Raw genomic sequence first — 26,609 nt, 5'->3', positions numbered from 1 at the left:
AGGTTCCTTAGATCAGTTCCCAGGTGCCGTTGCTTTGCTTGCAGAAGGTGTTCTGCTCTTGTTCAGGCTGGCCGCTTGCGGATTTGAGGCTCACAGTGACCGGCCGGCAGGCCGTTTCGGCCGCGATCTGTTGAGTTGGGAGCGACTGAATGGAATCGAGGTCGAATGCCTGTGTTTCTTTCCTCGCGGTGACATCCATCTCGTCGAGGTTCACTGCCGGTGCGGCGCGCTTGGCCACGGCCTGTGCTTTCGGCTGAACATAGGACTTGTGGACGTAGCCAACAGTGACACCCTTACGCCCAACCAGAACCCAGTTGCCGGTCGAACCAACAGCCGTGAACTCCGTGTTGGCCGGGAGTCCACCCACCTTGTCCGCTTTCTGATCCGGGGCCGCGCGTACATTGAGGCTCGACTTAGTGACATAGGGCTCGTTGATCAAACGCATCGACGGCACCGCCTGGATCTTAGGCGCATGTTTAACTTCAACCATCTTGGTTTTGGTGAACTCCTTGCCCTGGCTGATTTGTGCCGTCGCGCCGGAGTGATCAGAGGCCCAGCTAATAGGGCTGCCGGTGACCGCCGGCTGGCTCAGCAACTCCTGAGTACGCAGTACCAGGGCCTGCTGGTCCTTCTCGTCCAGATTGCGGCCGATACGGTTACCGAGGTAGCTACCAATGCCACCCGCAATGAGGACGGCAACAATCTTTCCGCTGCCCTTGCCCATGGTGGCTCCGACCGCAGCGCCAGCGAGACCGCCGATGATGGTACCGGCCTGCTGTTTGTTGATTCCCAGCTGCGCACAGCCAGTAGTGGTGGCAATTGCAATCGCCAGGATCGAGGCAACAAACTTTTTACGCACGTTGAAACTCCATTTTATGAACAGTCACTCTGTCTTCAGCAGAGGCTTGGTGAGGTTGTAAAGCATTGCTTCGGCGGTCATCGCCCAATGGAAAACACCCGCCAATACAGTCGGGCCCCGCTCAATGCTGCGGAACGCGGTCTTGTAGCCGGTGGAGTGAACAAGGCCGTTCCCGGCCACCAGCGGGACCGCAATGATCGTTACGATGGCAACGGTACGAACAAGCCAGCGGCGACCTCGAATCAACCCCCTCCGCTCGCCAGCGGAGAGAATCAGCCCGACCACATTGAGTGCGCCCAGGAAGAGGCCGCTGAGCAGCGACCAAGGAACGAACCACATGTTTTTGAGCACATTCACGCCTTGCTCGCCGCGAATGTCGGTGTGAGACACGTCGTACGCCATGTTGCTGGCGATGTGTGGAAGGTATTTTTCGAACTCCTTGCGGCCGGCAAGGACGTCCATCCCATTCACATAGATTGGGCCCAATGCTTCGCTGGCCATGTGCTGAACCTCAGTGGTTCTAGCGACCTCGGAGCGACTGCGCAGACCGGGCTTGATGGATTGGGCGTACTCAGCGACCGTTGGTTTGAACCCAAGGTCTTCACTGGCCTTGGGCCACGGAATGGGCTTCCACTCGCTACCCGCCAACCCGGTAGCCCGTAGCGCCTCGAGCTGGCCATATGCACGGATGATGTCGACGGCTGCCGGCACCACCTCAGACTGCAGCCGCTCATAGAGCGCGTCTCCGTTGCGCCGCGTATAGCCCTTGAACACGGCGGCAGCGAAGGCTGGGAAGTTTCCGTCAATCTTCTCGACGTATGACCCCTGCACACTCATCAGTACCCCAAGATTGGCAATGAATGCCTTTCCTTCGCCTTGGTCGCGGTACTCCTGATATGGGAGGCCTGGTATCTGAACCGAGTCGTATAGCAGTCCCTTCTTGGCAACATAAGCGTAGAGGCTGTAGACCCGGAGGCTGGTGGGAAACTTCTCAGCAATGAGGTCGGGCACTTCGCCCTGTACCCACCAGGTGGCTGGTGCAGCCATTGCCGATGTTAGGGCGACGCTGAGCCAAATGTAGCGGGCCCCACCCCATTTACGGTGTGCCCATATGCAAACCCTCCAGCCAAAAAGGCACACGCTGGCGGATGCTAGGAGTTGGCTGTACACCTCAAGCGCCTGCAGCTGCTTTAGCGGAATATCCGCACCAGCCAAGTTGAGCAGCTCGGCGTTGAAGAGCAGCCCCCCAACTAGGCATGCAGCGTTGAGGGCGACGAGCAGTGTGAGGAGCATCCTACGGATCCTTGTAAGCGGTTGGATTTCTGGTGCGATACCTGAAACAGCATGCGCCGGAATGGATCAGTGCCCACTTAGGTGCGAGCTCGTCAACTTAACTTCCGGGGTTGGGATTCCAAGGCAATAGGGTGAATTAAGTTTGCCGCTAAGGGTCAGGGAGCTGGGGGTAACAAAACTCGATCCCGGTTACAGCAGCTGCGGTTTTCCTGCTGTGCATGGTCAACAGGTACCCAGTCTCCGGGACCCACGCCGCTAACCGCTTCTGAGCGAAAAGGCCTCGACTGTGCCCAAATGGATGAGTAGCACCAAGACGACAAGCACACCCAACGTGCGGCCGGCAGCCCCCTTTTCGGCACGCGACAAATCCCCTCTTAGAACCAAGGGCACCCACGCACGGAGCAGGATACCTGCCTACTGAGTAATGTCATCTCAAAATGTGGGTGCGAAAATTAGAATCGATGCCCAGGGCGGGCTATGTAGAGGGTGGACCTGCGCGGTGTAGCCACGGCGCAAAATGGCCCGACGGTATGACCGCCAGGAGTAATGCACTACTTAGAGTCCGGGTCATCGATACTTGCTAAACGGACATCTGTAGCCGCTCAGTGTCCGTTTCACGCGTGAATCCGGCGAGCTCGGGCTGACGCCGTGCAGCGTCAGGACCGATCACCTCTACTACCTACTCGTGCACGGCAGCAGGCAACGCAGCTTTCTGCTTCTCGGTCCCGTGCTTGCGGACGAATGCCTGCATCGCCTCTGATAGCGGGTGCTCGATATCAAAGTCGCCATAAAGCTTGAGAAATTCTGCCCACCGGGCATCGAGGAAGCCTGACCGTCGGAACTTAGGTGCTAACCACACCCACTGTAAGGACCAATCAGGGACGGCCGCAGCAGCATCACGATTCATAAATGCGCATGCACCAGCAATCGTGCCCTTCGCATCTGCAGCAAACAGCCAGCCTACCCACTCCTCCCCAGCACGCGTAACTGACGATCCAGGCCACTGCACGAAATCGTAGCGGAACTCGCGCTTGAACTCGAAGGCACGCTCAAGTACAGCACCATGCATCCATAGCGGCGACTTGTGATCGACACGCTCCCCACCTACATCTGTAGCCAGGTGGCTTGCGAATCGCTGCTCCGGCTCAGGGTCAAACATTTCCTGCCTTCGGGTGTGAACGTCCTGGTGAATGCGTGCTTCCGCCGTGTTGTTCGTCAAGTATTCATGACCGCAGTAATCGCACTTCACGTGCTCCTGAGGTTTCGGCACCTCGTAAAGCGACCCCAGGACTTCAAGCTTAACGACCGAATCCCCCTCCCACTGCATAGCGAACCGGAAACCTGCCTCGTCCTCATGGGTTGTTTCGCGCTTGGCCCCACCACTCTCCGTTGGCCTGGCCTTCAGCACGACCCGTCGACGATTCACATAGTTGCCATACAGCACTATCTCCAATTCATTGCCCGTCAGTGAGTGCCTGTCCTTCAGAGCATCTGACAGCTTTTCCACGAGCCTTGAAGGGTCGACTTGGAGCCCCAAGCCTTGCAAGCCAATGAGGAAAGCAGTTGCATCCACAGCGCTGAGACCTTGCGTCCCATGTACCTCATCGAGGGGGTCAACAGGGCGCCGGAAGATGAACTGCTGCGCAATCTCTAGTGGCGCGAATAGTTCCTCAAAGAAGTACTCGATCGATGAATAGGCGCGAAATTCGCTCGTTATCAGGTAATCGCCGATGTCCGAGTTTGTGGCCACACCGTCTGCTAGGAGAGCGAGCTCAAATCGTGTCAGCTCCACCCTCGGAGCGGTAGGTTTACGCGCCTCTGTAAGGATATTGCATACTCTGGTGAGGGCATCGCTGGATATGGTGGTTTTCATGGGGTCACCTGGCTTTAGTAAACCGATCTTCCCAAGAGCACCGCCAGAATACAACGGAGATACACCCTCACCCCGCTAGTCCCACTATCCAAAAAACTGGTTGTAGGCTAAAAACCCGTCGGGCTTCACGCAGAAGTCTCCACCCCGGTTAAAAGCAGGACAGCGCACTTAACCTAAATGCCCTACTGCCGATACATGCAGCATCAGGAACGGATGTTTTTAAGGAGAGCGGAATGTTGATTAAGGGCGCACTTGCGCTTCTACTTGGCCTGGCTGCCGGCAGCGCAACTGCAGCAAGCTTCGACTGCAACAAAGCATCGGGTTTTGCAGAGCTCGAGATCTGCAGCGATGGGTATCTGTCTAGCGTGGACAATGTCCTCAGCCGTACCTACCAGCGCGCCTTAGCGGCTTCTTCAGAGTCCGATGCCCTTAAACAGTCGCAACGACAATGGTTGATAACTCGGGATCAATGCCAAGATCAGAAATGCCTGCGCCTCGCCATGGGGGATCGAATTCAGGTTCTTGAAGGAGTCATCCATACCGAACAGTCGAAGGCCCTCCAGGCTCGAGAACAAAGTGCAGCTGCTCAGCGACAGGCCGAACGCGACAGGCAAGCAGCCGTACTGGCTCAACAAAAACAGCAGTCATCTCAATCCGCGCAGCATACGTCCCCTCAGACAATGCCAAGCGCTCCGGTGGGCAAGCCGCAGGGTGCCAGCACGCAGCGCCAGCCTCAAAATCCGGTTCTTGCGTGGTTCATCAACGGTCCCGGCTGGAAGTACACGCTGGTTCTGGGCTTGCTGCTCTCCGCATGGGCAGTTGTACGCCATCATCGTGGGTCTGCAACGATCTACAGCGACTATACCGATGCGCTCATCACAAACCTGCTACCTGCTCTTGGGATTGTGGTTGGGGTGGTATGTCGCTGGCTTGAAATGCCTGGTGTGGTCTCCAGCATTTCGGTGGTTACTGGTTTCGTCTTGGCCATTGCCTACGCCGTCTACTCAACCGTGAAAAACAACCGCGGCGGCCTGAGCATCTTCTTGACCATCATGGCCAAGCTGACACTCATCTCTGTCTTCTATGCAGTCATCGGGCTGCTGATTGCATCGCTCTTCAACGGCGGTACACGCCGTAAGGGCGAATCTCAGGCCAGAGCCGATGCGCGGAATCGTCGTGAACGAAAAGCGACCATGGCGCTAATCACAGCGCTATCTGCGGCCTACAGCGCTCTGACAGTGTGGATCTGTCGTAATCCGAAATTCACCTCTTTGGGTGAATGCCTTGAATTTAACCGGGTGCCCGAGCTTTCCTAAGCCCTGCCCTGCAATGCATCGATCTGCGTGCGCCGGCCTGGCGCACGCACACTCCCCTCACAACCCGCTCTAGCGCCTACGCTAATGCGTCTCGCCAACACCGGATCTCCAAGTTCGCCACGACGGTGCAGCTCTGGACCAGGTTTGACAAGTACGTGGCCAACTACTATCACCAAATAGAACAACAGACCCGATCAGCCTGACTCAAGCGAAGGATCGCCCTAGCGAACTTCATTGGGGTCGATTATGCGAATCGTGATCAGACCACTTCTATGGCTTAAAGGAATAACTCTTGCCCTGAGCACACTCTTGGTGGCGTCTCCTGCCTACTCCTGCGGCGGCATCTTGGATGTCAAATGCAACCTGGAAAGCGGCGGCATGAGCCCAAAGAATATAGAGAAGCAAACCGGCAAGGTCCTTAAGGATGGTACAGACACCGCCACAAAGGCGGTCCAAGATGTCGCGAACGCAGTGAATGAGTTACAGGCGAACCTTTTGACTGGCCCTGTTCTTGAGCAAGCAATTCGGGCGTCGCGCGACACAGCGAAGAACGGCGCTATGCCAATACCCCCTGAAATTCGTCGGCAGCTCACGGGTTACGCCAGTGAGGAGTCGATGAACCTGGTTCTTTACAAGGTCGGGGACAACGGGTTCTTGAATTTAGCGCGCCTGCTCGAGCAAGGGGGCACAGCGGCAGCAGTTACCTTGATCGATGTTGTTGTCTTCCGAGGACAGTCTGACGCAGATGATGTCGCTCTCTGGGCTCACGAGCTAACTCACGTCGACCAGTACCGAGACTGGGGGCTTCGTAGCTTTGCGGTTCGATATACTCGTAACGCCAATAGCGTTGAGGACGAAGCCTATGCAAAAGGCGACGGATATTACGCATGGGCGCAGAGATCAGGCCCCAGTACGACCATACCTACGCCAGTACCCCCGCCTCCACCGCCTCCCCCAATATTTGTTAGTAACCCTCCAGTGATGCGCTCAGGGACTATGGTAAGCGGGTGTGGTTGCTGGGGGGCGACCACTGGATTTATCAGCGATTTACGATGTGCCAGTGGCAGGTCTATGGCGGTCGCCTGTCAGGGCTTTTGTCCTGGGGGTGGGGCGCCATATGGATGGATGTGCCAATGACCTGAGACCAGCGCGCCGATAGCTCAATTACAAATTGACCGGTACGGATCGCCCTTTGCGAAAAGAGCAATCCTCGAAGCCGCGCCTTCAGACGCAACTCGCATCTCCAATACACACTCCCTTGCTACCACGCCCACACCCCTCAAGCGCTACTCGATCACAGTTCCCGGCCCAGTGAACCAGGTGCTGGCAATAGAGTGTTCGGAGACCACCGAATCGCTAGGCCCAATTGTTTTGTTATGGCAGCATCTCCGGCCGACTGGGACTGAAGTAGCCTGCAACAACTTTGCAGCGCAGCTGGATCAATTTCCCTGCATATTTGCCAATTTCAAAAAGAGAGTCACTTGATGCCCTGGGTAAAACGTTCGATTGGTATCCTCAGCTTGGCGCTGATAGCCGTAGCCGCTGTGTGCTTCCATCACTACTTGCCGCGCCATGACGTTGTTCACGTCACCGGCGTCGAGGTGAAACGGATGGATGCGGATGGTGTGATCAGCGCAGAGAACCCGGCAGACGGCCCGACTCGGGACGTGTATTTCATCAACACCGTCTCCACAGATTCAAAGCGTGAAGTAGTGGTCTATCGCAATGAGGACACTGGGTGGGGGTTCCCCTGGTACTTCAAATTCGATAGCGCTGACCTGCAAGCGAAAGCCCAAGACTACTCGCGCGACCCAAATCAACTCGTATTGATTCGCTATTACGGTTGGCGCTTCCAGATTTTCTCGATGTTCCCCAACATCACCGAGATCAAAGCAACCACGAGCCGTGCCGAGCCGTTCCCTCTCTTCAACACAATCTTCTTCAGCGTGCTGTTCGTTCTTCTGGTGGTAATCGGCCTCCTGGTTCGCCGGGCAATCCGTCGCCGAAGCGCGCCAATGGTTCCGGTCATCTCACCATCGAAATAACCAGGACGGCCGTTAAGCTGAACAGGGCTCTGCCAGGGCACTAGTCCTGGCAGCATCGACCTGAACCTTCAAGGACGCATTATGCAAATCACACAAGGTCAGCGACTGCCGCTGGCCAGCATCGGAATCTCTGATCGCCTGACCATGGCGGTCAACATTCAATCCCAGCAGGTGATCGATATTGCCTGCTTTGGCTTGGACGCACAGTCGAAGCTATCTGACGATCGATTCATGATCTTCTTCAACCAGACTTCCTCTCCGGCCGACGCGATCAAGCTCTTGGCCCCGGGCGAGTTTGAGATCAGCCTCTCTGCGCTGCCGGCCACCATCGATCGCTTGGTATTCACTGCAGCGATTGACGGTGCTGGCGCGATGAAAGACATCGGTACCAGTCGTTTCACCATCAGCAGTAAGGGTAGCGCCCCCGCAGCGGCCTGCGAATTCTCCGGTGGCACCTTTACCGTAGAGAAAGCAATCATGGTGGCTGACATCTACCGCAAGGGCGGCGAATGGCGCCTGCAGGTTAACCTTCAAGGTTTCAGTGAGGGAATGGGCGCACTGGTCCGCCATTTCGGTGGAGAGGTCAATGATGATCCTGCTCCTGCCTCTCCGGTACCGGCCGCGCCGCCTCCAGTCCAAGCAACGTTCTCTCTCGAGAAGAAGATTGCGGCTCAAGCACCGGCATTGATCAGCCTGGCGAAAAAGGCTCAGATCAGCCTCGAGAAGAACAACCTAACAGCAGTGAAGGCCAAACTTGGCTTCGTGCTCGACGCCTCTGGTTCTATGAATGGCCAATACAGCCGGGGCCGCGTTCAGGAGGTGCTGAATCGTCTGATTCCTCTTGCCGCGGCGTTTGATGATGACGCTGAGATCGACGTGTTCGCCTTTGGTGCAAAACCAACGCAGCTATCCCCGGCTACCCTGTCCAACTATACGAACTACATCGACACTGATCACGGTGGATGGCGTAAGTGGGACGTTGGCCAACGCATCAACGATGAACCCAAAGCGATGCGTATGGTGATGGACTATTACAGTCAGTCCGACGACAAAACGCCTGTCTACATCATCTTCATCAGCGATGGCGGCGTGCACCAGAATCGCGAAATCACGAAGCTGATGATAGAAGCATCGAGCCGTCCTTTCTTCTGGCAGCTAGTTGGCCTGGGCGGACACGGTTACGGGATCCTGGAGCGACTCGACGACATGGCCGGCAGGGTTGTCGACAACTGCAGCTTCTTCGCCATGGATGACCTCCATGACCTGACTGAAGAAGCTCTATACGACAAGTTGATGGAAGAGTTCCCGGCATGGCTTAAAGAAGCCAAGTCAAAAGGGATCATCGGTTAACAATCGCAAGAGACCGCGGCATCTAGATGCCGCGGTTACCTTCACCCTAACTGCTCAATCTCGAAAGGCTGGATCTCCCGGAATTGCGCAGCGCGATCCAGATCCACTCTCGCCCCAAAGCGATTCATCGTGTCTGCTGGGTCAATGTGCTCGATTCGGTCGAAGTCCAAGAGATCCCAGTCCTCCCGTCGTACCACTACAGACAAGATGTACGGTTCCTCAAGGCGTCCTGTCGCTGGATCGTTCCGTTGGACGTATCCTGAGACCAGGCAGCGATTGATTGGTGGAAGTACCGCGAACACTTCCCCTACAACCCTGAACAACGATCCGTAGCACATGCCGACGAAGTCGCGCCGGACCTGGGCATCGCTTCGATTTTTGAACGTGAGCTTCCCATTGCCCTTGGCCTCAGCTGTGCGTCGTGGTGTATCCGCGAGGTCTGGTAAATCTACGTCCAGCGCGATGCCCGCAGCGTCCTGGGTGAACTGATAGCCCACTGTTGTCTCTTTGGGCCAGGTAATGCCGCTCAGCACATAATCGAGTGCCTTTTCCATATGCGCGCTGAAGCCCTTCGCTGCCAGACGAAAGGTCTTTTCCACCTCAGAGCGTTCACCCTCTTGAGCGTCCCGGGCTGCGGTCCATTCAGCCAGGTCCTCCTGGTACTGCTGGTCCAGAGCTACGCGGTCAGCCTCAAGTTTGCCGGCGCTGAACAGCCGATCCATCAAGCCTGGCTTCTGTGGAGTTGGTTCAGTAGGCATCGGCATAGCAAAGGGGGGTGGTAGCGCAGGCGAGTCACCGGGACGAGGTGTACCTACATGTACACTGAGGCAATCTGTAAGGTCCTGATTGGCCCTCTGAGCGGCTTTGTTGAGCAGCTCCTCAATTGCTACAGCCTGGTCACTCTTCGCACGCTTGGCGAGCGCTGGGGGAAGCGGGTTCCCTGACTCATCGGTGATGGACAGCGTGCCATCGTCCTCCACCTTAACTTTGATAGACCCGGTGTAGGCATCTGGATCGAATGCCGGTGCTGCGCCCGACTGCCGGCCACCATCCAAACGTTGTCTGTAGGACAGTCCAGTGCCAGGCAGCCCAGCATTGAGGTATGTGCCATTGCGGCCCATAGTCATGCTCAGCCCCCTGGGCCCAATTGATGTGCTTACACCCCGAGTGCTGATGTTGAGTCTCACACCAGGAACAATCGTAATCCGTTTACTGAACCGAAAGCCCATACTTCCTTTCCCCTCTCCCTCGAATACCTTCCTTATTTTTCAGCGAGAACCGAACGAATTTCAAGTTTTCCGAATTCTCGCACCAAATAAGCGCATGAAATGAAAAAAGCCACCTTAGCCGCAAGGCCAAAGGTGGCATTTTTGCATATAGGCGTTTGTGATCCGGGTAGAGGATTACCCGCCCCTCCGCCTACAGCTCAAAGCCGACACCTTTCAGTCACACCGGATCGCAGCCTTGGCCGCCGGCGCAGAGCGCGCTGTTAAGCTCTCGGGAGCTCGATGAACCCATCTCCGCTCCACTGGAAGCGTTGAGGGAATGGCTGAGTCGGGCAGCAGCGCGGATCCTCGTCGCCTTGGATTACCGCATCGACAAAGATGGTGCGGCTACCTTCTACTCGTACCTCACGAACGCTACCGCTGATCGCAGCATCCCCACCTAGGGACTGCCAACCATTGGGTGCATGATAGAACGCGGAAAGGGTCTGGTAGGCCATCTGTGAACCGCCAGCCCCTTCAATGGTGAAGAGTACCGCTGCGTCGAGCTCACCATCTCCGTTCAGGTCAACTTGAACGATCTGACGGCCTTCGGGGTACTCCACGCCACCGTCAGTATCGAGGTCGGCAATGTACGCGCTGATCGCTGCATTGAGTTCAGGGAATGCTGGGGCCGCGGCGTTGTGAGCCTCCGGGCCAACTGCTGTGGTGTCGACTGTAGCGTTCAACTGCGGCTCACCCCCACCTGCTGCACTCGTCTCAACTCCAGCGTTCAACTCTGGCTCCCCGGCAGCGGCAGAGCTATCGCCACTTCCGTTTATGGCTGCTTCTACCTGCGCGTAAGCACGGAGAGCTTTCTCGTCTGGTTTCAGGCCTTCCTTCTTAGCCCGAACAGAAAACTCTCTCTGCACCTCGGCCAATGCCCCAGCCATGTCTTCAGGAGTGAAAGTTATCACCCGGCCCTTTGGGGAAACCGGTTGTGAGTCGCCCATGAATATGCGGGCAAAGATGTTCGGGCGCATGTCTTCGAGCGTGTCGATCCCTTCCTCGACAAACTCATTAGCGACATCCTGATACAGGGACCAGCCCTCATCGCCGAAGAGCTTGGTAATGCTCTCCTTCGCGCTGTCGCTCTTAAAGTCTGTCAGTTCCAGGACTTTCTGGTTGAAATCGACAGTCTGGCTACGGCAGTCGTACGTATCGTTGCCAAAGCAGTTCTGTCGCAGCTCGTTAAGCGCTAGCGACAAACGAGCATCATTTGCTGCCTGGCCACACCCGGCCAGCATGGTAACTACAGCACTTGAAACCAACAACTTCTTAACCATCAAAAGCTCCGCATTCCATGCGCATCGAATGTGCGCGCAAAGTTAGGTAGGTTCGGAACTGAACCACCTGGCAAAAAAAAACCCCTGCCGCATTAGCAGGGGCTTTTTGAACAAGCCTGGGTTAGCCGATGCTAACACCATGCGCTTCGGCCAACGGCTTCAGACCACCGGCGAAACCTTGACCGATCGCCTTGAACTTGAACTCGTCGTTGTGACGATACAGCTCACCGAAGATCATCGCGGTTTCGGTCGAAGCGTCTTCGCTCAGGTCGTAGCGAGCCAGTTCCTTGCCATCGGCCTTGTTGATGACGCGGATGTAGGCGTTGCCTACCTGACCGAAGCTCTGCTTACGCGCTTCAGCATCGTGAATGGTGACCGAGAAGACCAGCTTTTTGACTGCTGCAGCCAGGTTGGACAGCTTGACATTGACCTGCTCGTCGTCGCCTTCGCCTTGTCCGGAGCGGTTGTCGCCCAGGTGCTCAACAGAACCATCTTTCGAGGTTTTGTTGTTGTAGAAAATGAAGCTGGCGTCGTCCAGGACTTTGCCGTCTTCGCCGGTGATGAAGATCGATGCATCGAGGTCGAACTCGGTGCCATCAGTTTTACGTGGGTCCCAGCCCAGGCCAACGATTACTTCAGTAAGGCCTGGAGCTTCTTTAGACAGGCTCACGTTGGATCCTTTGGTCAAAGATACTGCCATTTGTAACTCCTTAAAAATATATAGTTTTTGTCGTTAGCAGCAACGTTGCTGCTAACGAATTACGACGGGTTTAGTACCCGCTAGAAATTCATGCCATACGAGTTGGCGACAGCCTTCAGACCACCGGCATAACCCTGGCCAACGGCGCGGAATTTCCACTCACCGTTATTACGGTACAGCTCAGCGAAGATCATCGCGGTTTCGGTCGATGCGTCTTCTGCCAAGTCGTAGCGTACGACTTCTGCACCGGTCACTTCGTTGGCGATACGGATGAACGAACCGCCCACCTGACCGAAGTTCTGCTTGCGAACATCTGCGTCATGGATGGTAACGGTGAAGACGATTTTATCAACGTCGGCTGGCACGCGGCTCAGATCGACTTTCAGCGCTTCGTCATCGCCATCGCCAGCGCCAGTACGGTTGTCACCAGTGTGTTCAATCGAACCGTCTGGGCTTTTCGGTTGGTTGTAGAAAATGAAGTCGGCTTCACTGCGAACTTTGCCGTTTGCGCCGAGCAGGAATGCACTTGCATCGAGATCGAACTCGGTTCCGTCTGTAGAACGTGGGTCCCAGCCCAGGCCGACCAACACTTTGGTCAGCGTTGGGTCAGTTTTGGTCAGGGACAGGTTGCCGCCTTTTTGAAGTGACAAAGCCATTACTCAAACTCCTTGTTGGGATACCAGTGATTCAGTTGGATTCTGCCTGAGCGTCTTCCTTTTCCGGGAAGACCACGCTGGCAAGGACACCGATGACCAACACCACCATGACGATGAGCAGGCTGGTGTTTGGCTCAATGTTATAGCCGTGGTGGAACATGTGGTCTGTAGCATTAAGACCCAGTTTTACCGCGATGAAGAACAGCAGCGCAATGACAGCTTTCTCCAGATGCACCAGGTAGCGTTTCAGCGCTTCGAGCACGAAGTACATGGTACGCAGACCCAGAATGGCGAACAGCATTGCCGAGTAAACGATCAGTGGCTCGCGGCTCACTGCAATAACAGCTGGCACCGAGTCAAACGCGAACAGTACATCAGAAACTTCAGCGACGACCAGGCAAAGGAACAATGGGGTAGCAAACAAGCCACCTTTAGCGGCCAGGGTCATGCCCTTGTTCTCAGGCTTCTTCAGTTCAGCTTCGAGCACCTTACGGCTGACAAAGAAGTTGTTGCCGTGCAGCTTTGGCCATACAGGGAACAGCTTTTTGGCAAAACGGTAGGCGATGTGCTTGGAGTAGTCTTCCTCCTCCTCATCATCCCCGCCGCTACGGAGCATCATGACAGCAGTCCAGGCAACGATCAGTGCAAACACAATCTCGACCCAAGGCCCGAATGCCAGCAGACCGGTACCGATAGCCACGAAGACCCCGCGGAACACGATCGCGCCGATGATGCCCCAATAGAGCACGCGGTGACGCAGGCCATCAGGCACTTTGAACCAGGCAAAGATCGCCATGAACACGAAGAGGTTGTCGACGCTGAGGACCTTCTCGAGGGCGTAGCCGGTAACGAACAGGCTAGCGACCTCTGGGCCGTGCTGCACGTACAGGAACCCTGCAAACGCAAGCGATATAGCGATCCAGAACACCGACCATACAGACGCCTTCATCAGCGAAATCGGCTTATTGCCACGATGCGTTACCATGTCGAGCAGCAGTGCGCCTACGGCGATGCTGACGAAAACCGCCATGGTTAGCGGGGGAAAACCGATATGAGTTGCTTCCACAGGTCAGTACCTTAAAGTTCGAATTCAGCTGGGGAAAGACCCAGCTCCAGGCAGATCAGGCGGCAAGCCGCTTTTTCTTTGTCATCAAAATCACCGTCGGACGCGCCGACAGCACAGGTAACGCGAACGAGCAAGCGGCTAGCCCCGTCGTTGTCCTTGATACGGCCGATCACCTTCAACGCCTCGGCCTGACCGATTTGTGGGTCAAACTCGAACTTGCCCATCGAGTCGTTAAAGACGGCGAGGACGTCGCTCAGGCTGAAAACCTTCAGCTCCGGTGAGTTCTGGATGAAACCGACCATTTTCTGCTTTTCTTCTGGCCCAGCACCGTTGCTCGCAACAGCGACCATTGCGCAACCGTTGGCAAGCGCCTCCATGAACTTGCGGTTCTTGTGCTTTCCTACCTCGGCACTGAGAGCCTCGCGTGCTTGCGCACCTTTCGTTTTCAACCAACTGAACATTGTTCGTACCTCAAATTGCGGGGCCTAGGCCCCGCGGGAAATTGGGTTACTTGGAACCTGCGCTCCAGCGCATACCCCAGTTGTAGGCTTGATCCATCGGCCCTTGGGACCGATGGAAATCTACCCTGCGAGTCACCTTAACGGCGCCGTTGTCATTTTCAAGGAGAGCAATAGCACAGCAACCCAGACGACCGCCCTCCTCGTTCAAACGGACTTCGATTTCTGGCTGGCCGGGAATAAAGATGGTGACTACACCATCGGTTTGAGCCCAGTTTGGCGCTCCTTCATAGATGAAGGCGTAAACCAGGATCCGCCGGATTTCACCCCACTTCTTCCCGTTGATGTGAATCCACTCACCGCCAGCAACGGAGCCAGTGCGGTCGTCACCCATGAGTTTGATGTAGGGCTCGTAATCGAGATCTCCGAAGGCATTGCCTAGGGCCTGGACAACACCCTTATGGCCATCTTGGAGTTCGTACAGGCAACCGACGTCCAAGTCGATGGACTTACCACCTCCGAAGAATCCAGATTTGCCTTTGTTCCAGTTGAGGTTCACACGGATCTCACCGAAGCCACCTGCAGTCTTCTCCAGGCTGATCGATGACCTGGTTTTATCCAGGGTCACCTTGCTCAGGCTGATCGACGACTTCGGCGTAGCCGGCGGAACAGGGGCTGGAGTGGGCACTGGAACAGGCGAAGCGCTCGGGGTCGGCGATGGAGCCGGAGCTGAAATGTCGACCCCAAAGTGAGTGGCTAGCGGCGCAAGACCACCTGCGAACCCCTGCGCAACGCAACGGAACTTCCAGGCACCTTGACGGCGGTAGAATTCGCCGAGAATCAACGCGGTTTCATTCATACCCGCAGTCGGGATCTGAGCCTCGATCCCGCCTGTAACTGTAACTGCGAGCGTGGACACGCGGGCAAAACTCGCTTTGTTCTCGTAGATGGTCGCCGTCAGTGCGACCTTCTCGACCGCAGCGTCCAGTCGACTGAGATCAACCGTGAACGCTGCGCGGCCAGCTGCCGAGTCAACCATCTGCACCGAGCCGCCGAGGATATTCGGCTGCCCATAGAAGCACATATCGTTGTCACCCCGGACCTTACCCGCCGCTGTCAAAGCGAAGGCCGATACATCGATATCAGCACCTGGGATCGGCGAATAGCTGACCTCCACGCGAAGGTTGCCGGCCGCTACCGGTGCGTTACCACCAGGGACCAGAGTTGTCATGCGCGCACCGCCTGAACTGCCAGGCTTACCAATTCATTGGCAGTGCGGCCATTGGTGGTCTTACCAATCGCTTTGAACTCCCAACCAGCAGCACCGCGGGATAGGTTAGCCATGACCACACCGGTGTGTTGACCCTGCTCCGTCAGATTGAAACGTGCCAGTTCATCGTTCTTGGTAGCATTGATGATTCGGCAGTACGCATTCTGAATGCGCTCGAAATTCTGGTTGGTGAAGGAGTTCACGGTGAAAACGAGGTGAGCCACCGAGGCTGGTAGCGCAGTCAGATCTACATAGATGGACTCATCGTCACCTTCGCCCTCGCCGGTACGGTTGTCGCCAGAATGCTTGATCGAGCCGTCACGGGACTCGAGCTGCTTGAACCATACCAGATCAATGGGGTTCAGATCGGCATCAAACATGATGCAGGACGCGTCCAGGTCAATTTGCTGGTTCCCAAACAACTTGCCGAGCAGACCGGCTTTCACTGGATCCCAACCTAGGCCCAGTGTGACCTTGGTCAGGGCCGAACCCGCAGTTTTCTCCAGGGAAATGGACTGGTTTTTCGTAAGGGTGAGTGCCATTTTTACGCTCCTTGTTGGTCATCGTGTGCCCGGGTGTCAGTACTGACCCCCGTGACTGAATTCTGAGCCGCGCCGTTGTTCTTGACACGCGCCCCTATTTTCTCGATCTTCAAACGTCCACGCTGCCAGCGGGGATGAAAGTGCCGCCAGTGGGGTTCCTGGGCTGCAGCAAGCAACTCATGATCACCACGAGTGTCACCCCACGCTCGGAGCCTGAACTTATCCAGCGGCCCATAAACAGCTTCCAGCCGCAGGACTTTCATCTCGCACCTGCAATTGCTCCCGCTAATTGCCCCTGTGAGCTTGCCGTCTACGACTTCAAGCTCGGTCGCAATCAACTTGATGCCCAGCTTCTCTGCGAAGGGCATGAGCACTATCCGCGGGGAAGCTGAACAAATTGTTACCTGCGCGCCGCTGGCCACCTCGGCCGCGACGGATTGTAACCCTGAGGGACGCATGAGCCGTACCCAAAACACCCTTCGAAATTCCGCTGCCTTGCACTTAACCCACGCTTCCTCAACGCCGGTCAGGAAGGTCGCGATAAGGACTGCCTTCAACTCGTCGCGGCTCATCCCCTTGCCCAGGTATCGGATGCATGAAGGCATCATTCGGATGACCCGCGCCGCGAATTGCTTCTTGCCAAAAGCGAACAACAGAAACGGGACAAAGCTGTCACGGCGAGTGAGCGTTCCATCGAAGTCAAACACCGACAGTACTTTGCCGCCGACCGGGCCAGCCTCTATCATTTCTTGGGTCATCCAGACCTCTCAGCCAGGCGCACAGGCTCGGTGATCCCAGCTTCTGCTGGTTTCACACCGTGCCATTTGCCGCGCTCGATGATATTGACTGCCCAGTTGTAATGAGTCGCCGGCTCAACCATCGCATCGTTATGCTTGAAAACAGCAGGCGCTGAGCCATCCACGATCAGCTTGGCGCAGTTGTAATCCTCAAGCGGCACTCGGAAGCCATCGTGGATCAGCGCGATTTGGCTCGGGTGAATTGCTGTCTTGCCTACCAGACCGTGGGCGATGTCCAGCTCTAGCTCCTCCTTGAACAGCTGAGGCGTTGCAAGCTGTTCAAACACCGGTGCGGTAAGTGCAAAGCCTTGTGCACCCAGCACCCCAGCCAGCATTGGGATGACGTACGCCATTGGAGTTTGGTACAGAGTGGTTGCCGGATTGCGGCGCAGGCCCAAACAGCTCATCAGGTCGTTACCGCCGATGCGCAAAGCCAGAATCCGATCCCCCAGCTCAGAGCGCAGAGCACTGCCCAATTCAACCATTGAGCCCGGGCTGTACACGTCACTGGTCTCAAGAGTCGGCATCAGCAGCAGTTCAGGATTGGTAACCGCGCGCACCCAGTGCCCCAACGAGGACAGCGACAATTTCGGAACAACAAACCCATGCGCAGCTGTGATTTCAGGCCAACCATTCAGAACTGCCGCCATATCAGAATCTCGGGGGCGAACGAACACAAGCGGGCTTCTTTGAGGGCGGTTGTCTCGCGAACCGATAGCGGTCAAGACTGCACGTAGCGATTGCAGTGCGTGGTCAACGTCAGTGGCTGCTACAGAATCCTCCAAGCAGATGACCAACGAACGAAGGCCTGGTACCTTTTCGCCGCGAATCACCTCGACAATGTCAAGACGGGTTGCAGGCAGATAGAGCGTGGCGCCGAGCGCCCACGGGGAAACGCGTTCCATTAGTTAACCCCCCGGATGATGGTGACGGCACGATACGGGCCCAGATCACTGGACTCCTGAACCTCGATACCCGCACGATCCGTCAAATGGATCAGCAACTGCACGTCGGCGTCATTTCGATCACGCACGAGAACCTGGTCAGGAACACGTCGTAGCACAGCACGGGTCGCCTCAGCGATGCCGGGCTTGATCCGATTCCAGTTGGAGATGTCGTACTGCTCGGCCAGGCCACGGACCACGCTGAGCGCCTGGTGCTGAAGCTGTGCGGCTTCATCAGTAGTCCACGGGCAGGCTGGACTGACTTCAACAGATGCTCGAGCCGCTTCGATGCGCTCGATGAACGACCGAGTCACGTCATGCTGCTGAAGGTGGTCATAGACGACGCAACCATGCAGCCCGCCATCAGTAGGCCAGATCGAACGAGAAACGAGACCAGACACAGTTGCCCCAAGGATCCCCGACGGAATGATCCAGTCTTCGGACGATGCCGCCAACCAGGCGCGCCCACAAGGATCTGCGAGAACGACCAGTCGAGGCTCCTCAGGGAAGCGACGGTCACCACCCAGGCAACGCTTAATCTCGCCAGAGATCGCGCCCTTACCAGTCCACCCATCGACGAAGACGATGTTTTCAGCACCGTGAGCAGCGATGATTGCTTCGAGTGCAACCATGTCAATGCCGCGATCACGAACGATGCTGATCCCATAATGGTGCGCGTCTCGTCCCAGACCGATCAGCGCTCGACGCAGCAGAACACCAAGCGGCAGGCCGGCGCGGACGAAGGATACGAGTGCAATGGTCGGACCTTGATAACGCTCCTCCAGGGCCAAGGCCAGGGACTGAACATCAGCAGCCATGCGCGATCCGTTCTGAGCCATGGCGCGCTCGAAGAGCTCCATGTGCGTCGAAGACGGAGCGTCTTCCTGACTGATCATTTCCGAATAGTGCTTCTGATTGGACTGGATGAGCCGCTCTTTTTCCAGCACATCCGTCGTACCGATGTTCACGGGGCGCAACAGGAAGTGAACATCCTCGGGCAAGTAGCTCCCGCTGCCGACGGTCATCGAGGTCACAGTAGGGTTAAGCATTGACGTGACCCTCCACCAGTGCTGCCAGCTGGCTGCGAGCGGGTGTCGACCAGAAATCGCAGAGGTTCATGAAACCGAGATCGGTAATGCTATCGCCAAAGCCCAGTACAGGCCGCTCACCGTTCAGCTCACGATCGAGCTTGAGGTAATGCTCAACAGCCACTCGCTTGGACAGACCGGTAGGCAGCAAGGCAAGGTTGTTACCGTTGGAATGCGTATGCATGCCATCGATCAGTCCAGCGTCACGGAGCTTGTTGAGTACAAGAATCAGGTCAGAGTCCGAACCGTCGTTGTGCTTAACCACCACGTAATGACGCAGATTCTCTTCTTCTACGACCCAGCCACGCAGCGACACACCGTGCTGGTCGCCGATGCGCAGCGCCGTTTCACAGAGGTCGGGCAAGCGTTCCTGGTAGTCAGCAAGGATGCCCGTCATCACGCCATTCCAGTCCATGTTGACTGTGCGATCCGGATTCAGGATCAGGCCACCATGAGAGCAGATTGCCGAACCGGTAAAGCCAAGCTTCACGCGATTGAAGGCTTCGGCGCTGCGCGCGGTTACCGGGACAACATCCGTCGTGCTCAGAAGCCATTCAAGTAACGACTTCTGCATATCGGTCTGGTAACCACTCCCTTCGCCATTGACGTCGAAGGAAGCTGGGTGGCGCGGGGTACCCTGGGGCATTTTCCGTGCTGTTTGGAAGAGCGTGTCGTCTAAGTCGACCAGCACCAGCGGGCGATTATTTGCCATCGACGATTACCTCCGCGTTCAAAGCTTCAATCAACGCTGGCGGCACTGCCTGGGCGTCTGTTTCACTGCAGATCAGCACACGGTCGAACTGACCGGGCGCAACGTTATAAAGAAAGTTGACGATGCCCAGGCCGTAGTTGTCCGAGAAATTCAGTGCGTGACCGATCGAATGGCCAAGTGCGATCGGTGAGCGGGTCGTGGAACTGAAATGCACCTCAGCCCCTGCGAGTTCCAAGCGCTCGGCCAGCAGGAATGGTTTCCAGACGAACTCACCAGTACCAAGGACGATGACCCGTTCACCGGGCTTTACTTCGATGTTGCGACCCAGGGTATCGGCGACTTCGCGGGTTCCCAGGCGGCCCCAGTCGTTTTCAGGGTTCACAGTCCATTCGCCGACAGCCACAGTGCCTGTGTCCGGCATCTCAGGAAGCGGAGCATCAGGGTTTTCAGTGAAGTGGTAGGCTCCGCTCAGAAGGGAAACCTGGTCAGCAGCCTTGCCGATACTTTTCGAAACCGCGCCAGCGGACCAGTCAGTCAGAACGCAGGTCACTACGCGCTCGACCTGATTGAGGCCTGCCTCGACAAGCGCTCGGTGTAGATTGATGAACGTACGTCCGGTCGATGCCTCGTCGTCTACGAGCACCAGCGACTTGGCGCTGCGCATCATTTCCGACAACTGCGGGTCCTTCGGCTCGTGAATCAGGTGAGCGCTAGCGTGGCTATGCTCCTCTTCAAAGCGAGCGAAAATCTGGTCACCCACAGGGTGACGGGTGCTGACAATGTACATGCTGTCAGGGCGGGTTTCGCTGTACGCACGATGCACTCCGGCGCCGAGGCCTACAGCGGTCTCTGCCATACCGATAACCAGCACAGGACCTGGCAGGTCCGCGGGGATTTGAGCCGCCAGTGCTTTGTAGGAGTGCTGCATCACCGAGGGTTTTACCGGTATATGCTTACCCAGCACCCGCGAAACAAACAAGAATGCTCGTTTGGGGTTGCGGCGCTCAGCAAAGCCAAACAATGACTCAGGTGAGACAGAAGTCCGATGAACATCAACTTCGAGGACGCCGCGCTTAAGATGAGCGCTGAGTTTTGCAGAATCTTGATTCACTACACTATTTTCCATGTTTGAGTTCCCGTGGACGATAGTAGTGAACCTAACGTGCGCACTTGTATTTTCAATGGCATGCTGCAATTAAATGCGGGCTTCAATTCTCCAAAGTGAGGACTGCACGCCCCTTGCAATATCGGCAGGTGACAACGTTGCATTAGACTGATTGCGCCCGATTGAGATGTTACATGCCTCTAAGAAAGCCCCGAGTAGCTGGGACTTCACTGCAAAGTTCATGTTCTGTGCATCAGGTACCGTTGATGTGACCATGCCAACCACATTCCCTCTAGAGTCGAAAAGCGGACTTCCGCTCGACCCAGGCTGAATAGCCGCTGTGAACTGCAACAGACTTGCATCGTTTCGCAGGCCGAAGAGAGCCGATACACCGCCCTGGGTGACATGAGCACCGCCGCCAGCAAACCCAGACATCGGGAAACCAACCGCTGTGACAAAGTCACCCAAGGCGCAACCTCCCGTGGCCGCGAATTGCACAGGCTGCAGGGAGGCACCTTCTACCCGCAGCAGAGCGATGTCATTAGAAGAGTCGACCATGACCGGCTCAGCACGGTACCGGCCATTGAAAGAGTTGATCTCAATAGAGTTCATCCCCTCAATGACGTGCGCACAGGTAAGCAGAACATTGCTCGCCACAGCGAAACCAGTACCAGTGGCGCCACCAGAGCGCGGGTTTCCGCTCCCAGCGTCCGGGTGATCAGGGTTGGTTTCATCAATATCTATCCCGATGCGGCGACCAAAAGCTGCAAGCCCATAGGCCGAGCCCTCTGCCAGCGCTCGAAACTTCCATTGCCCAGATCGGGAATAGAATTCGCCCAATATCAACGCACTCTCACCATAGGCGGAGGTGTCGAGGTCGTAGGTGATCGTCTCATCGACCTTGAGGTGGAGCGCCCCCAGAGAACTGACTGGGCCGAGGTTGGAGTACCTGTAAACGATCAGAAGAACCCGTTCGCTCCCAGCTGGCAGACTGCCCAACTGCAGCGTGCAGCCTACCTTTGCTGGATTACCGCTCCAGGACATCCAGGGGGTCTGTTCAATGTGGAAAAGCGCGGCTGCGCCTTTTGGCGATCTCTTGTCATCTACAGGGATCAGCGCGACAGCAGCCGTCGAGCCAAAAGCACTCTGGTGTGTGGACTCCAGCGTCCAAGATGCTTTAGCTGAAGAAAGTGCAACGTTCGAACCCGGTGTCAACATGTCTCGTTCCCTGAGTGACAAGAATCTCTAGCTGGAAATTGGGTACATGATGTACCAAAATGATGGCCAGTCTATCATTCGCCCGGTATCGAAACCGGAATTGTGATCGCCCGAATTCGCACGCCGTCTTTCCAGCAACTCTCAGGTTCTGCGAAACCAAGTCGGCGGGCGGCGAAGACTCCTGCCAAGTTGACCCCTACCATGCGGGTGTAGCCAATGCCACCCGAATAGCGGGGGTTAATTTCGAGGAGCAGTGGCTTTCCTTCTGCATCATCGCGTGTCTGGACGTTGATGATGCCGTCGCAGCCGAAGTGCTCAGCCGCGGCGATCGCAAGATCGGTTGCCGGGGTACCGCGCTCGAAGGTTTGATGTGAACCAGCCTTCCTGCGACCTACGTATTCCACTACCTTGCCGGCTTCGCAAACCATGTCTACAGAGCATTCGGCGCCTGGCAAGTAAGGCATCACCAACATTGCCTCCCGCTCTGGGCCTGCCGCATAGATCCGATGGTAGGTTTCAAAGTCCACCTCTCGAGCATCGGGATTCGCAAAGCAGCGGAACGGGTCAACCCCTACCTTGAACCGCCAGAAGCCCTGGCCATAGATACCAACGACAGGCTTGATGCAGACTTCCGAACTCGGACTCAGGGTTTCATACGCAGCGCGAAGTTGATCTGCATTTTGTACCGTGATCGCCGGGATGCACGCGAGACCGGCACGCTCAGCTTCGGCGGTGAAGTTCGCTTTATCATCGACCAACTCAAAGGTGCGGGAGCTCACCCCACCGGTGACCAAGGTGATGCCGGCACGATCAAACTCGGCACGCCGTGCCTCATACGCACCACCAACACGCCCTGCCAGAATGACCTTGATCGAGTGCTGCACAGCAGTGCGGATAACCCAGTCGATACGCTCATCGCGGTTCTCGGGTTCTTTGAAGCTTGCGTGTGCCATACCTGTGATCTCAGGACGGTCGCCACCGTGAGATGCAAACACGCGAACGTTATCGGGGAGAGCCTCTCGCGCGCCGAGGATAATATCGCGCTGTGAAGCCTGACCCTGGAGAAACCAGATCATTAAAACCGCCTTGAACTAGGGGGATGGACTTTTGGATCAGCTTTGATCCGAACCTTGTGCGAGATAGTAACGGCGAAATCGGCTGCTTCAAGGGGGCGATAGTATGATCTGTAGCCTTTTCCTACGCAGCCGCTTAGCCATAGACATGTGTCAATAAGTGTTGCTATTTATGACTAGTGTGGGGCCTGGCTGTCAAAGGTTCGGTACCGCCATCGTTCCCAGTGTTGCCCCACGCTTCGGGGTCATGTCCTTAATGCGCTCCTCAGTTACCATCTTTAGGACTGCCGGGCAGCAATACTGCGAACCAAACCGACTTTCCTACCGAGCTAGATGTCCGTTTTACTTAAATACGATCGTCAAATCCTAGCCGGCCAGCAGACACATCGGAAGTGGAGGCAGCGCGTACTTTAGGGATGGCTGCTGCTCCTCCATAGAGCGGGCCAATGCAGCCATGCCTTTCGTTGAAGTGGAGTCTGTACAGCGCCTCATTAGTGACTGTTGATAGAAAGCTTATGACCGCAATGTCGCGTGCCACTAGCGGCTGCAACCGTTATCCTATGAAATTGAACAGTGCTCCATCCATTAGAGAGAACAAGTGAGTACCAAATGACGAAGTTGCGTGTCCTGGCCGCTATGGGCCTACTTTTATGTGGTGCTGCCCAGGCTGGCCAAAACATCTCGATCCCTGTTGAAGTCATAGACGTTAAACGCGAGCAAACCAAACCCGCTGAGTGGGTAAGGTTCGAGGGCCTGTCTAGCGGCAAGGCGTCAAAAGTTGTTTCCGACGCGAAAGCCCAAGGGGCTGATTGTCACGAATTTTCTGGGAAAGTCCTTGTCTGCCGCTTCCCCGAGGTTGAGCCAAAACAGGCTGGGGTCGATTTCTCAAGCGTCAAAGATGCATTGGACGGTCTCTGAGTGAACACCCAACAACTTCCACAGGTACTGAATTCCGCACCCCTAGAACGGGTTTGGCATTTTTGAATCCGTTGTTACCCTAGATGCCATAGAGCCAGGAACTTTCAAGGTTCGCGACTCTGATGGACCCTGGCGTCGGCCAGAATTCCGATACACATCTCATCGCCCAGCCCTCATTGAGGCAACCAGTAATTACTGGGGCTCAAATTAAGGGCCTGAGCATGAAACACACCACCCTGGAGCATTTCATGACTAGCCTGATCACCGAATACCGTTCGACCGAAGAATCCATCCGCGAACTGCAAGCCCGCCTGGATTCGCTCAAGGACAATCCAAAACTGAAAGCTGAGATCGAGTTCGAATCCAAGCTGAAAGAACTGATGGCCACCTACGACAAGAGCTTGCGCGACGTCGTAGCTATCCTGGACCCGGCCAGCTCCGCCATCAAAGCCGCAAAATCGGCAGGTGCCCCTAAAGGTTCTCGAAAGGAGCGTCAGGTCAAGATTTACAAAAACCCTCATAACGGTGAAACCGTTGAGACAAAGGGCGGCAACCATAGAACCCTGAAAGCATGGAAAACTGAACACGGCGCAGCAGCCGTGGAAGGCTGGCTCCAGAAGTAGTACCAGCGACGCATTACAAAGCCAGCCGAGGGCTGGCTTTTTTTGGGGCGGCCAGGAATACCCGCAATGGCCTGCGCGGAAATCCCTAAGGGTTGCGTTGCGCTGCTGCGGTGTCCGCCCATGCGAAGAGTGCCATTTCCACATCGGCCACCCGCCAGCCAGCCGGCTCCGGCCCTAACTCGAGCATACAACCTGGGCGCTGAATCCCCTCTGCCTCTAACTGGGCACACAGGCGCGCGCAGAAGGACTGGAACTCCACATATCCATCGACCATCGAGCTGGCATAGCTATCGTGGATCTTGGACAGTAAGCCGGCCTTAAGCATACTGACACGGATACGCCTATCCAGGCTCGCATGCGTTTCCGGCCTCAGAAACCGAAGCAACTTAGAGGCATAGGTCAAACCAAAACCAGGGATTTGAAGTGCCGTACTGATTGCCTGGCGCGGGTCGTCAATTACCGCTATCACCTGCCGAATTATCTCGATCAGAGCTACGTTCCCAAGGCCGGCTTCGAATTTCATACTGGGATCGTTCTTGCCTGCGCCCCACGACAAAATCTCGCGGATATAGTCCGTGGGGGCGACCGCTAAGATCTGTTGACCGGCCATCCTTGCGCCGCGGTCCTCCAGAGACTTGATCCAGGGAAACCCTGGGAAGGCATCTCCTGGATAACCACGTGAGGCATGATTCGCATTGGACCACTTGTACGCACGAAAGTAGGCTGGGAACTCGTTGATGTTAATGGCTGCCAATCTCTGTCCTTAACGCTGGCCAGCGCCAGCAAATGCTTGCTCAAGTTGTGCGTTTAGATAAAAACCCGGGCGATCGCGAAAGAGCTCTGCGCCGCCTCGCACATATTGAAGGGCCCGCTCTCCGGTGATCCATAGCCGACCAAGCATTTCTGCCGCCAAGGAGGTCATAAGGCGTCCACCGAACGGATCCGCGACAGTGTCACCCTCCTCTGTCAGCCATTTGATCAAAAACTCCGGTACCGAGTATGGCTGCCCTGCACCATGAACTGGTAGTCCTAGCGCTTCAGCGGCCTTCTTGTACCTGTTCCCGTGAGCGCAACGGATCCCGCGCTGAAGTATGTTCTTGGGAATTCGCCCATCGGTAGCCTGACCGAAACTGCCCACGCGGAGCCTGTACGCTCCGTCGCCATGGCAGGTAGCACGCTTTTCACCGCCTTTTTCGATCAGCGCGAGGTGGCGTTCCGAGTGCTGCTCCAGCACCCGTCGGTTGTCACCCTTAAACTTGAGTGGGTTTTTGGCCATGACAATTATGGGCTCATAGGCAACGTTAAGCTGCTGTCGAGTTTTCGATGCCCACTGCATAGGCCCGGGTGCCTTGTTGGATTGCCAAATCAGCCTTTCCATCAAGCTAAGTCCGGCATCCTCCAACGCTATTACAAGACGCTCTACATAGGTTGACCGCGCCGGCGAGCCCGGCATGAAAATATCCTGGCTAATATTCAGCGCGAGGGAGCCACGCTCATCCAGTCGCTCGATGATTGGCTCAAGCGTGTCCATGATGAATTTCACGATCTCTTTTTGGTCCGGATTTCCGTATCGGCGTGAGTGGGCCAATGGGTACGGAGGCGACGTGACAATCGCCATTATCGGGATATCCAGGTTCTTGAATATGTCCCCGCTCGGTCCAAACACGGCTACGCCGAGGTCAGTTCGGAACGCGATGACCTTCACCCCTGGCTTAGCCATGTTCAGGTCTCGTTTGGCATCCTCGGTAAGTCGCCAGATTCCGCGCGCTCCTGGTACACGCTCGAGAATGCCGGCGCGCCTGAGATCCTGCTGACTCCAACGAATGGCACGTCGTTCCAGGCTGTGACGTTGACCGGAGCGGCCAACCGGGACTCGCTCCTCCATAACCTCCTTCGGTAGCCCACCACGTTTCGCTACCATGCTATAGAGTGTGGCGTTGTCGATCGGTGCATCAGGACGCGACTTGTAAATCGCAGCAATCTGTTCTGCTCCGAACAGATCTCCCTGTGTCGAAGGTACCGCTTTGGCTTTGAAAGTCTTCATTAATCTGTACCAGCTGTATGATGCACAAACTATCCCAGTAGAAGCGGCGTGCCAGAACCATGCGCGAGTTGCTGGTGGCACGAGCAGGTCACTCATACAGTGCGCGCTCAC

Annotated in this window: 26 protein-coding genes; 6 read left to right on the top strand and 20 right to left on the bottom strand. The window is 56.2% G+C overall.

Translation table 11 applies throughout. From position 1 onward, the window contains the following. Positions 1-7 precede the first annotated feature (7 nt). The 3 genes from H8F21_RS15815 to H8F21_RS15805 form a co-directional block, all read right to left on the bottom strand. Positions 8-859, bottom strand: a complete 852-nt coding sequence (locus H8F21_RS15815) for an SH3 domain-containing protein (RefSeq protein WP_203584943.1) — start codon at positions 857-859, stop codon at positions 8-10. A 24-nt stretch (positions 860-883) separates the two neighbouring features. After that, complete coding sequence (locus H8F21_RS15810) at positions 884-2,152, bottom strand: hypothetical protein (RefSeq protein WP_203584942.1); 1,269 nt, start codon at positions 2,150-2,152, stop codon at positions 884-886. 679 nt (positions 2,153-2,831) lie between these two features. After that, a complete protein-coding gene (locus tag H8F21_RS15805) occupies positions 2,832-4,025 on the bottom strand; it encodes a hypothetical protein (protein ID WP_203584941.1) in 1,194 nt (397 codons plus the stop codon). A 233-nt stretch (positions 4,026-4,258) separates the two neighbouring features. Between H8F21_RS15805 and H8F21_RS15800 the strand changes: the two genes are divergently transcribed. From H8F21_RS15800 to H8F21_RS15785, 4 genes are all read left to right on the top strand, one after another. Further along, positions 4,259-5,341: a lysozyme inhibitor LprI family protein gene (locus H8F21_RS15800; protein ID WP_203584940.1), complete on the top strand. Its 1,083-nt coding sequence runs from the start codon at positions 4,259-4,261 to the stop codon at positions 5,339-5,341. 246 nt (positions 5,342-5,587) lie between these two features. Then, positions 5,588-6,478 (top strand): eCIS core domain-containing protein, encoded by an 891-nt coding sequence (locus tag H8F21_RS29830; RefSeq protein WP_328824495.1) that lies wholly within the window; start codon positions 5,588-5,590, stop codon positions 6,476-6,478. 347 nt (positions 6,479-6,825) lie between these two features. Further along, positions 6,826-7,386, top strand: coding sequence for a DUF1523 family protein (locus tag H8F21_RS15790; protein ID WP_203584939.1), 561 nt, complete (start codon positions 6,826-6,828; stop codon positions 7,384-7,386). A gap of 81 nt (positions 7,387-7,467) precedes the next feature. Continuing rightward, positions 7,468-8,736: a VWA domain-containing protein gene (locus H8F21_RS15785; RefSeq protein WP_203584938.1), complete on the top strand. Its 1,269-nt coding sequence runs from the start codon at positions 7,468-7,470 to the stop codon at positions 8,734-8,736. A gap of 41 nt (positions 8,737-8,777) precedes the next feature. Here the strand turns inward: H8F21_RS15785 and H8F21_RS15780 are convergent, their stop codons facing one another. The 15 genes from H8F21_RS15780 to H8F21_RS15710 all read right to left on the bottom strand — a co-directional run bounded on the left by H8F21_RS15780 (position 8,778) and on the right by H8F21_RS15710 (position 22,916). Further along, positions 8,778-9,965 (bottom strand): DUF4236 domain-containing protein, encoded by a 1,188-nt coding sequence (locus H8F21_RS15780; protein ID WP_203584937.1) that lies wholly within the window; start codon positions 9,963-9,965, stop codon positions 8,778-8,780. A 260-nt stretch (positions 9,966-10,225) separates the two neighbouring features. Next, positions 10,226-11,284 carry a hypothetical protein gene (locus H8F21_RS15775; protein ID WP_203584936.1) on the bottom strand — a complete coding sequence of 353 codons (1,059 nt, stop codon included), beginning with the start codon at positions 11,282-11,284 and terminating at the stop codon, positions 10,226-10,228. Between the two features lie 121 nt (positions 11,285-11,405). Next, positions 11,406-11,984: a TerD family protein gene (locus H8F21_RS15770; RefSeq protein ID WP_203584935.1), complete on the bottom strand. Its 579-nt coding sequence runs from the start codon at positions 11,982-11,984 to the stop codon at positions 11,406-11,408. Between the two features lie 80 nt (positions 11,985-12,064). Beyond that, entirely contained in the window at positions 12,065-12,640 is a 576-nt protein-coding gene (locus H8F21_RS15765; RefSeq protein ID WP_203584934.1) for a TerD family protein, read from the bottom strand. A 31-nt stretch (positions 12,641-12,671) separates the two neighbouring features. Continuing rightward, positions 12,672-13,706 (bottom strand): TerC/Alx family metal homeostasis membrane protein, encoded by a 1,035-nt coding sequence (locus tag H8F21_RS15760; RefSeq protein ID WP_203584933.1) that lies wholly within the window; start codon positions 13,704-13,706, stop codon positions 12,672-12,674. 11 nt (positions 13,707-13,717) lie between these two features. Beyond that, positions 13,718-14,167, bottom strand: a complete 450-nt coding sequence (locus tag H8F21_RS15755) for a tellurite resistance TerB family protein (RefSeq protein WP_203584932.1) — start codon at positions 14,165-14,167, stop codon at positions 13,718-13,720. A 46-nt stretch (positions 14,168-14,213) separates the two neighbouring features. Further along, a complete protein-coding gene (locus H8F21_RS15750; protein ID WP_203584931.1) occupies positions 14,214-15,395 on the bottom strand; it encodes a TerD family protein in 1,182 nt (393 codons plus the stop codon). Further along, positions 15,392-15,976, bottom strand: a complete 585-nt coding sequence (locus tag H8F21_RS15745) for a TerD family protein (RefSeq protein WP_203584930.1) — start codon at positions 15,974-15,976, stop codon at positions 15,392-15,394. The genes H8F21_RS15750 and H8F21_RS15745 overlap by 4 nt, the downstream gene beginning before the upstream one ends. A 2-nt stretch (positions 15,977-15,978) precedes the next feature. Beyond that, complete coding sequence (locus tag H8F21_RS15740; protein ID WP_203584929.1) at positions 15,979-16,734, bottom strand: HAD-IB family hydrolase; 756 nt, start codon at positions 16,732-16,734, stop codon at positions 15,979-15,981. Continuing rightward, a complete protein-coding gene (locus H8F21_RS15735) occupies positions 16,731-17,678 on the bottom strand; it encodes an HpcH/HpaI aldolase/citrate lyase family protein (RefSeq protein WP_203584928.1) in 948 nt (315 codons plus the stop codon). The genes H8F21_RS15740 and H8F21_RS15735 overlap by 4 nt, the downstream gene beginning before the upstream one ends. Then, positions 17,678-18,766, bottom strand: a complete 1,089-nt coding sequence (locus H8F21_RS15730) for a cysteine protease StiP family protein (protein WP_203584927.1) — start codon at positions 18,764-18,766, stop codon at positions 17,678-17,680. The genes H8F21_RS15735 and H8F21_RS15730 overlap by 1 nt, the downstream gene beginning before the upstream one ends. After that, positions 18,759-19,517, bottom strand: coding sequence for an HAD family hydrolase (locus H8F21_RS15725; protein WP_203584926.1), 759 nt, complete (start codon positions 19,515-19,517; stop codon positions 18,759-18,761). Before H8F21_RS15725 ends, H8F21_RS15730 begins: the two co-directional genes overlap by 8 nt. Next, entirely contained in the window at positions 19,507-20,643 is a 1,137-nt protein-coding gene (locus tag H8F21_RS15720) for a phosphoribosyltransferase domain-containing protein (protein WP_203584925.1), read from the bottom strand. Before H8F21_RS15720 ends, H8F21_RS15725 begins: the two co-directional genes overlap by 11 nt. 69 nt (positions 20,644-20,712) lie before the next feature. After that, positions 20,713-21,840 carry a trypsin-like peptidase domain-containing protein gene (locus H8F21_RS15715; protein WP_203584924.1) on the bottom strand — a complete coding sequence of 376 codons (1,128 nt, stop codon included), beginning with the start codon at positions 21,838-21,840 and terminating at the stop codon, positions 20,713-20,715. A gap of 74 nt (positions 21,841-21,914) precedes the next feature. Continuing rightward, positions 21,915-22,916: an ATP-grasp domain-containing protein gene (locus H8F21_RS15710; protein WP_203584923.1), complete on the bottom strand. Its 1,002-nt coding sequence runs from the start codon at positions 22,914-22,916 to the stop codon at positions 21,915-21,917. A 606-nt stretch (positions 22,917-23,522) separates the two neighbouring features. On the opposite strand from H8F21_RS15710, the gene H8F21_RS15705 reads away from it, so the two are divergent. Together H8F21_RS15705 and H8F21_RS15700 are read left to right on the top strand one after the other, a co-directional pair. After that, on the top strand, positions 23,523-23,831 hold the full coding sequence (locus tag H8F21_RS15705) for a hypothetical protein (protein WP_203584922.1): 309 nt from the start codon (positions 23,523-23,525) through the stop codon (positions 23,829-23,831). A 221-nt stretch (positions 23,832-24,052) separates the two neighbouring features. After that, on the top strand, positions 24,053-24,454 hold the full coding sequence (locus H8F21_RS15700) for a histone-like nucleoid-structuring protein, MvaT/MvaU family (RefSeq protein ID WP_413243042.1): 402 nt from the start codon (positions 24,053-24,055) through the stop codon (positions 24,452-24,454). Positions 24,455-24,539: 85 nt separating this feature from the next. Here the strand turns inward: H8F21_RS15700 and H8F21_RS15695 are convergent, their stop codons facing one another. Continuing rightward, on the bottom strand, positions 24,540-25,208 hold the full coding sequence (locus tag H8F21_RS15695) for a hypothetical protein (protein ID WP_203584921.1): 669 nt from the start codon (positions 25,206-25,208) through the stop codon (positions 24,540-24,542). A gap of 9 nt (positions 25,209-25,217) precedes the next feature. Further along, positions 25,218-26,498 carry a site-specific DNA-methyltransferase gene (locus tag H8F21_RS15690; RefSeq protein ID WP_236043060.1) on the bottom strand — a complete coding sequence of 427 codons (1,281 nt, stop codon included), beginning with the start codon at positions 26,496-26,498 and terminating at the stop codon, positions 25,218-25,220. Positions 26,499-26,609: the final 111 nt, after the last annotated feature.

Source organism: Pseudomonas arcuscaelestis (genome assembly GCF_016881005.1).
GTDB lineage: Bacteria > Pseudomonadota > Gammaproteobacteria > Pseudomonadales > Pseudomonadaceae > Aquipseudomonas > Aquipseudomonas arcuscaelestis.
This window is presented reverse-complemented; position numbering and strand designations above follow the sequence as displayed.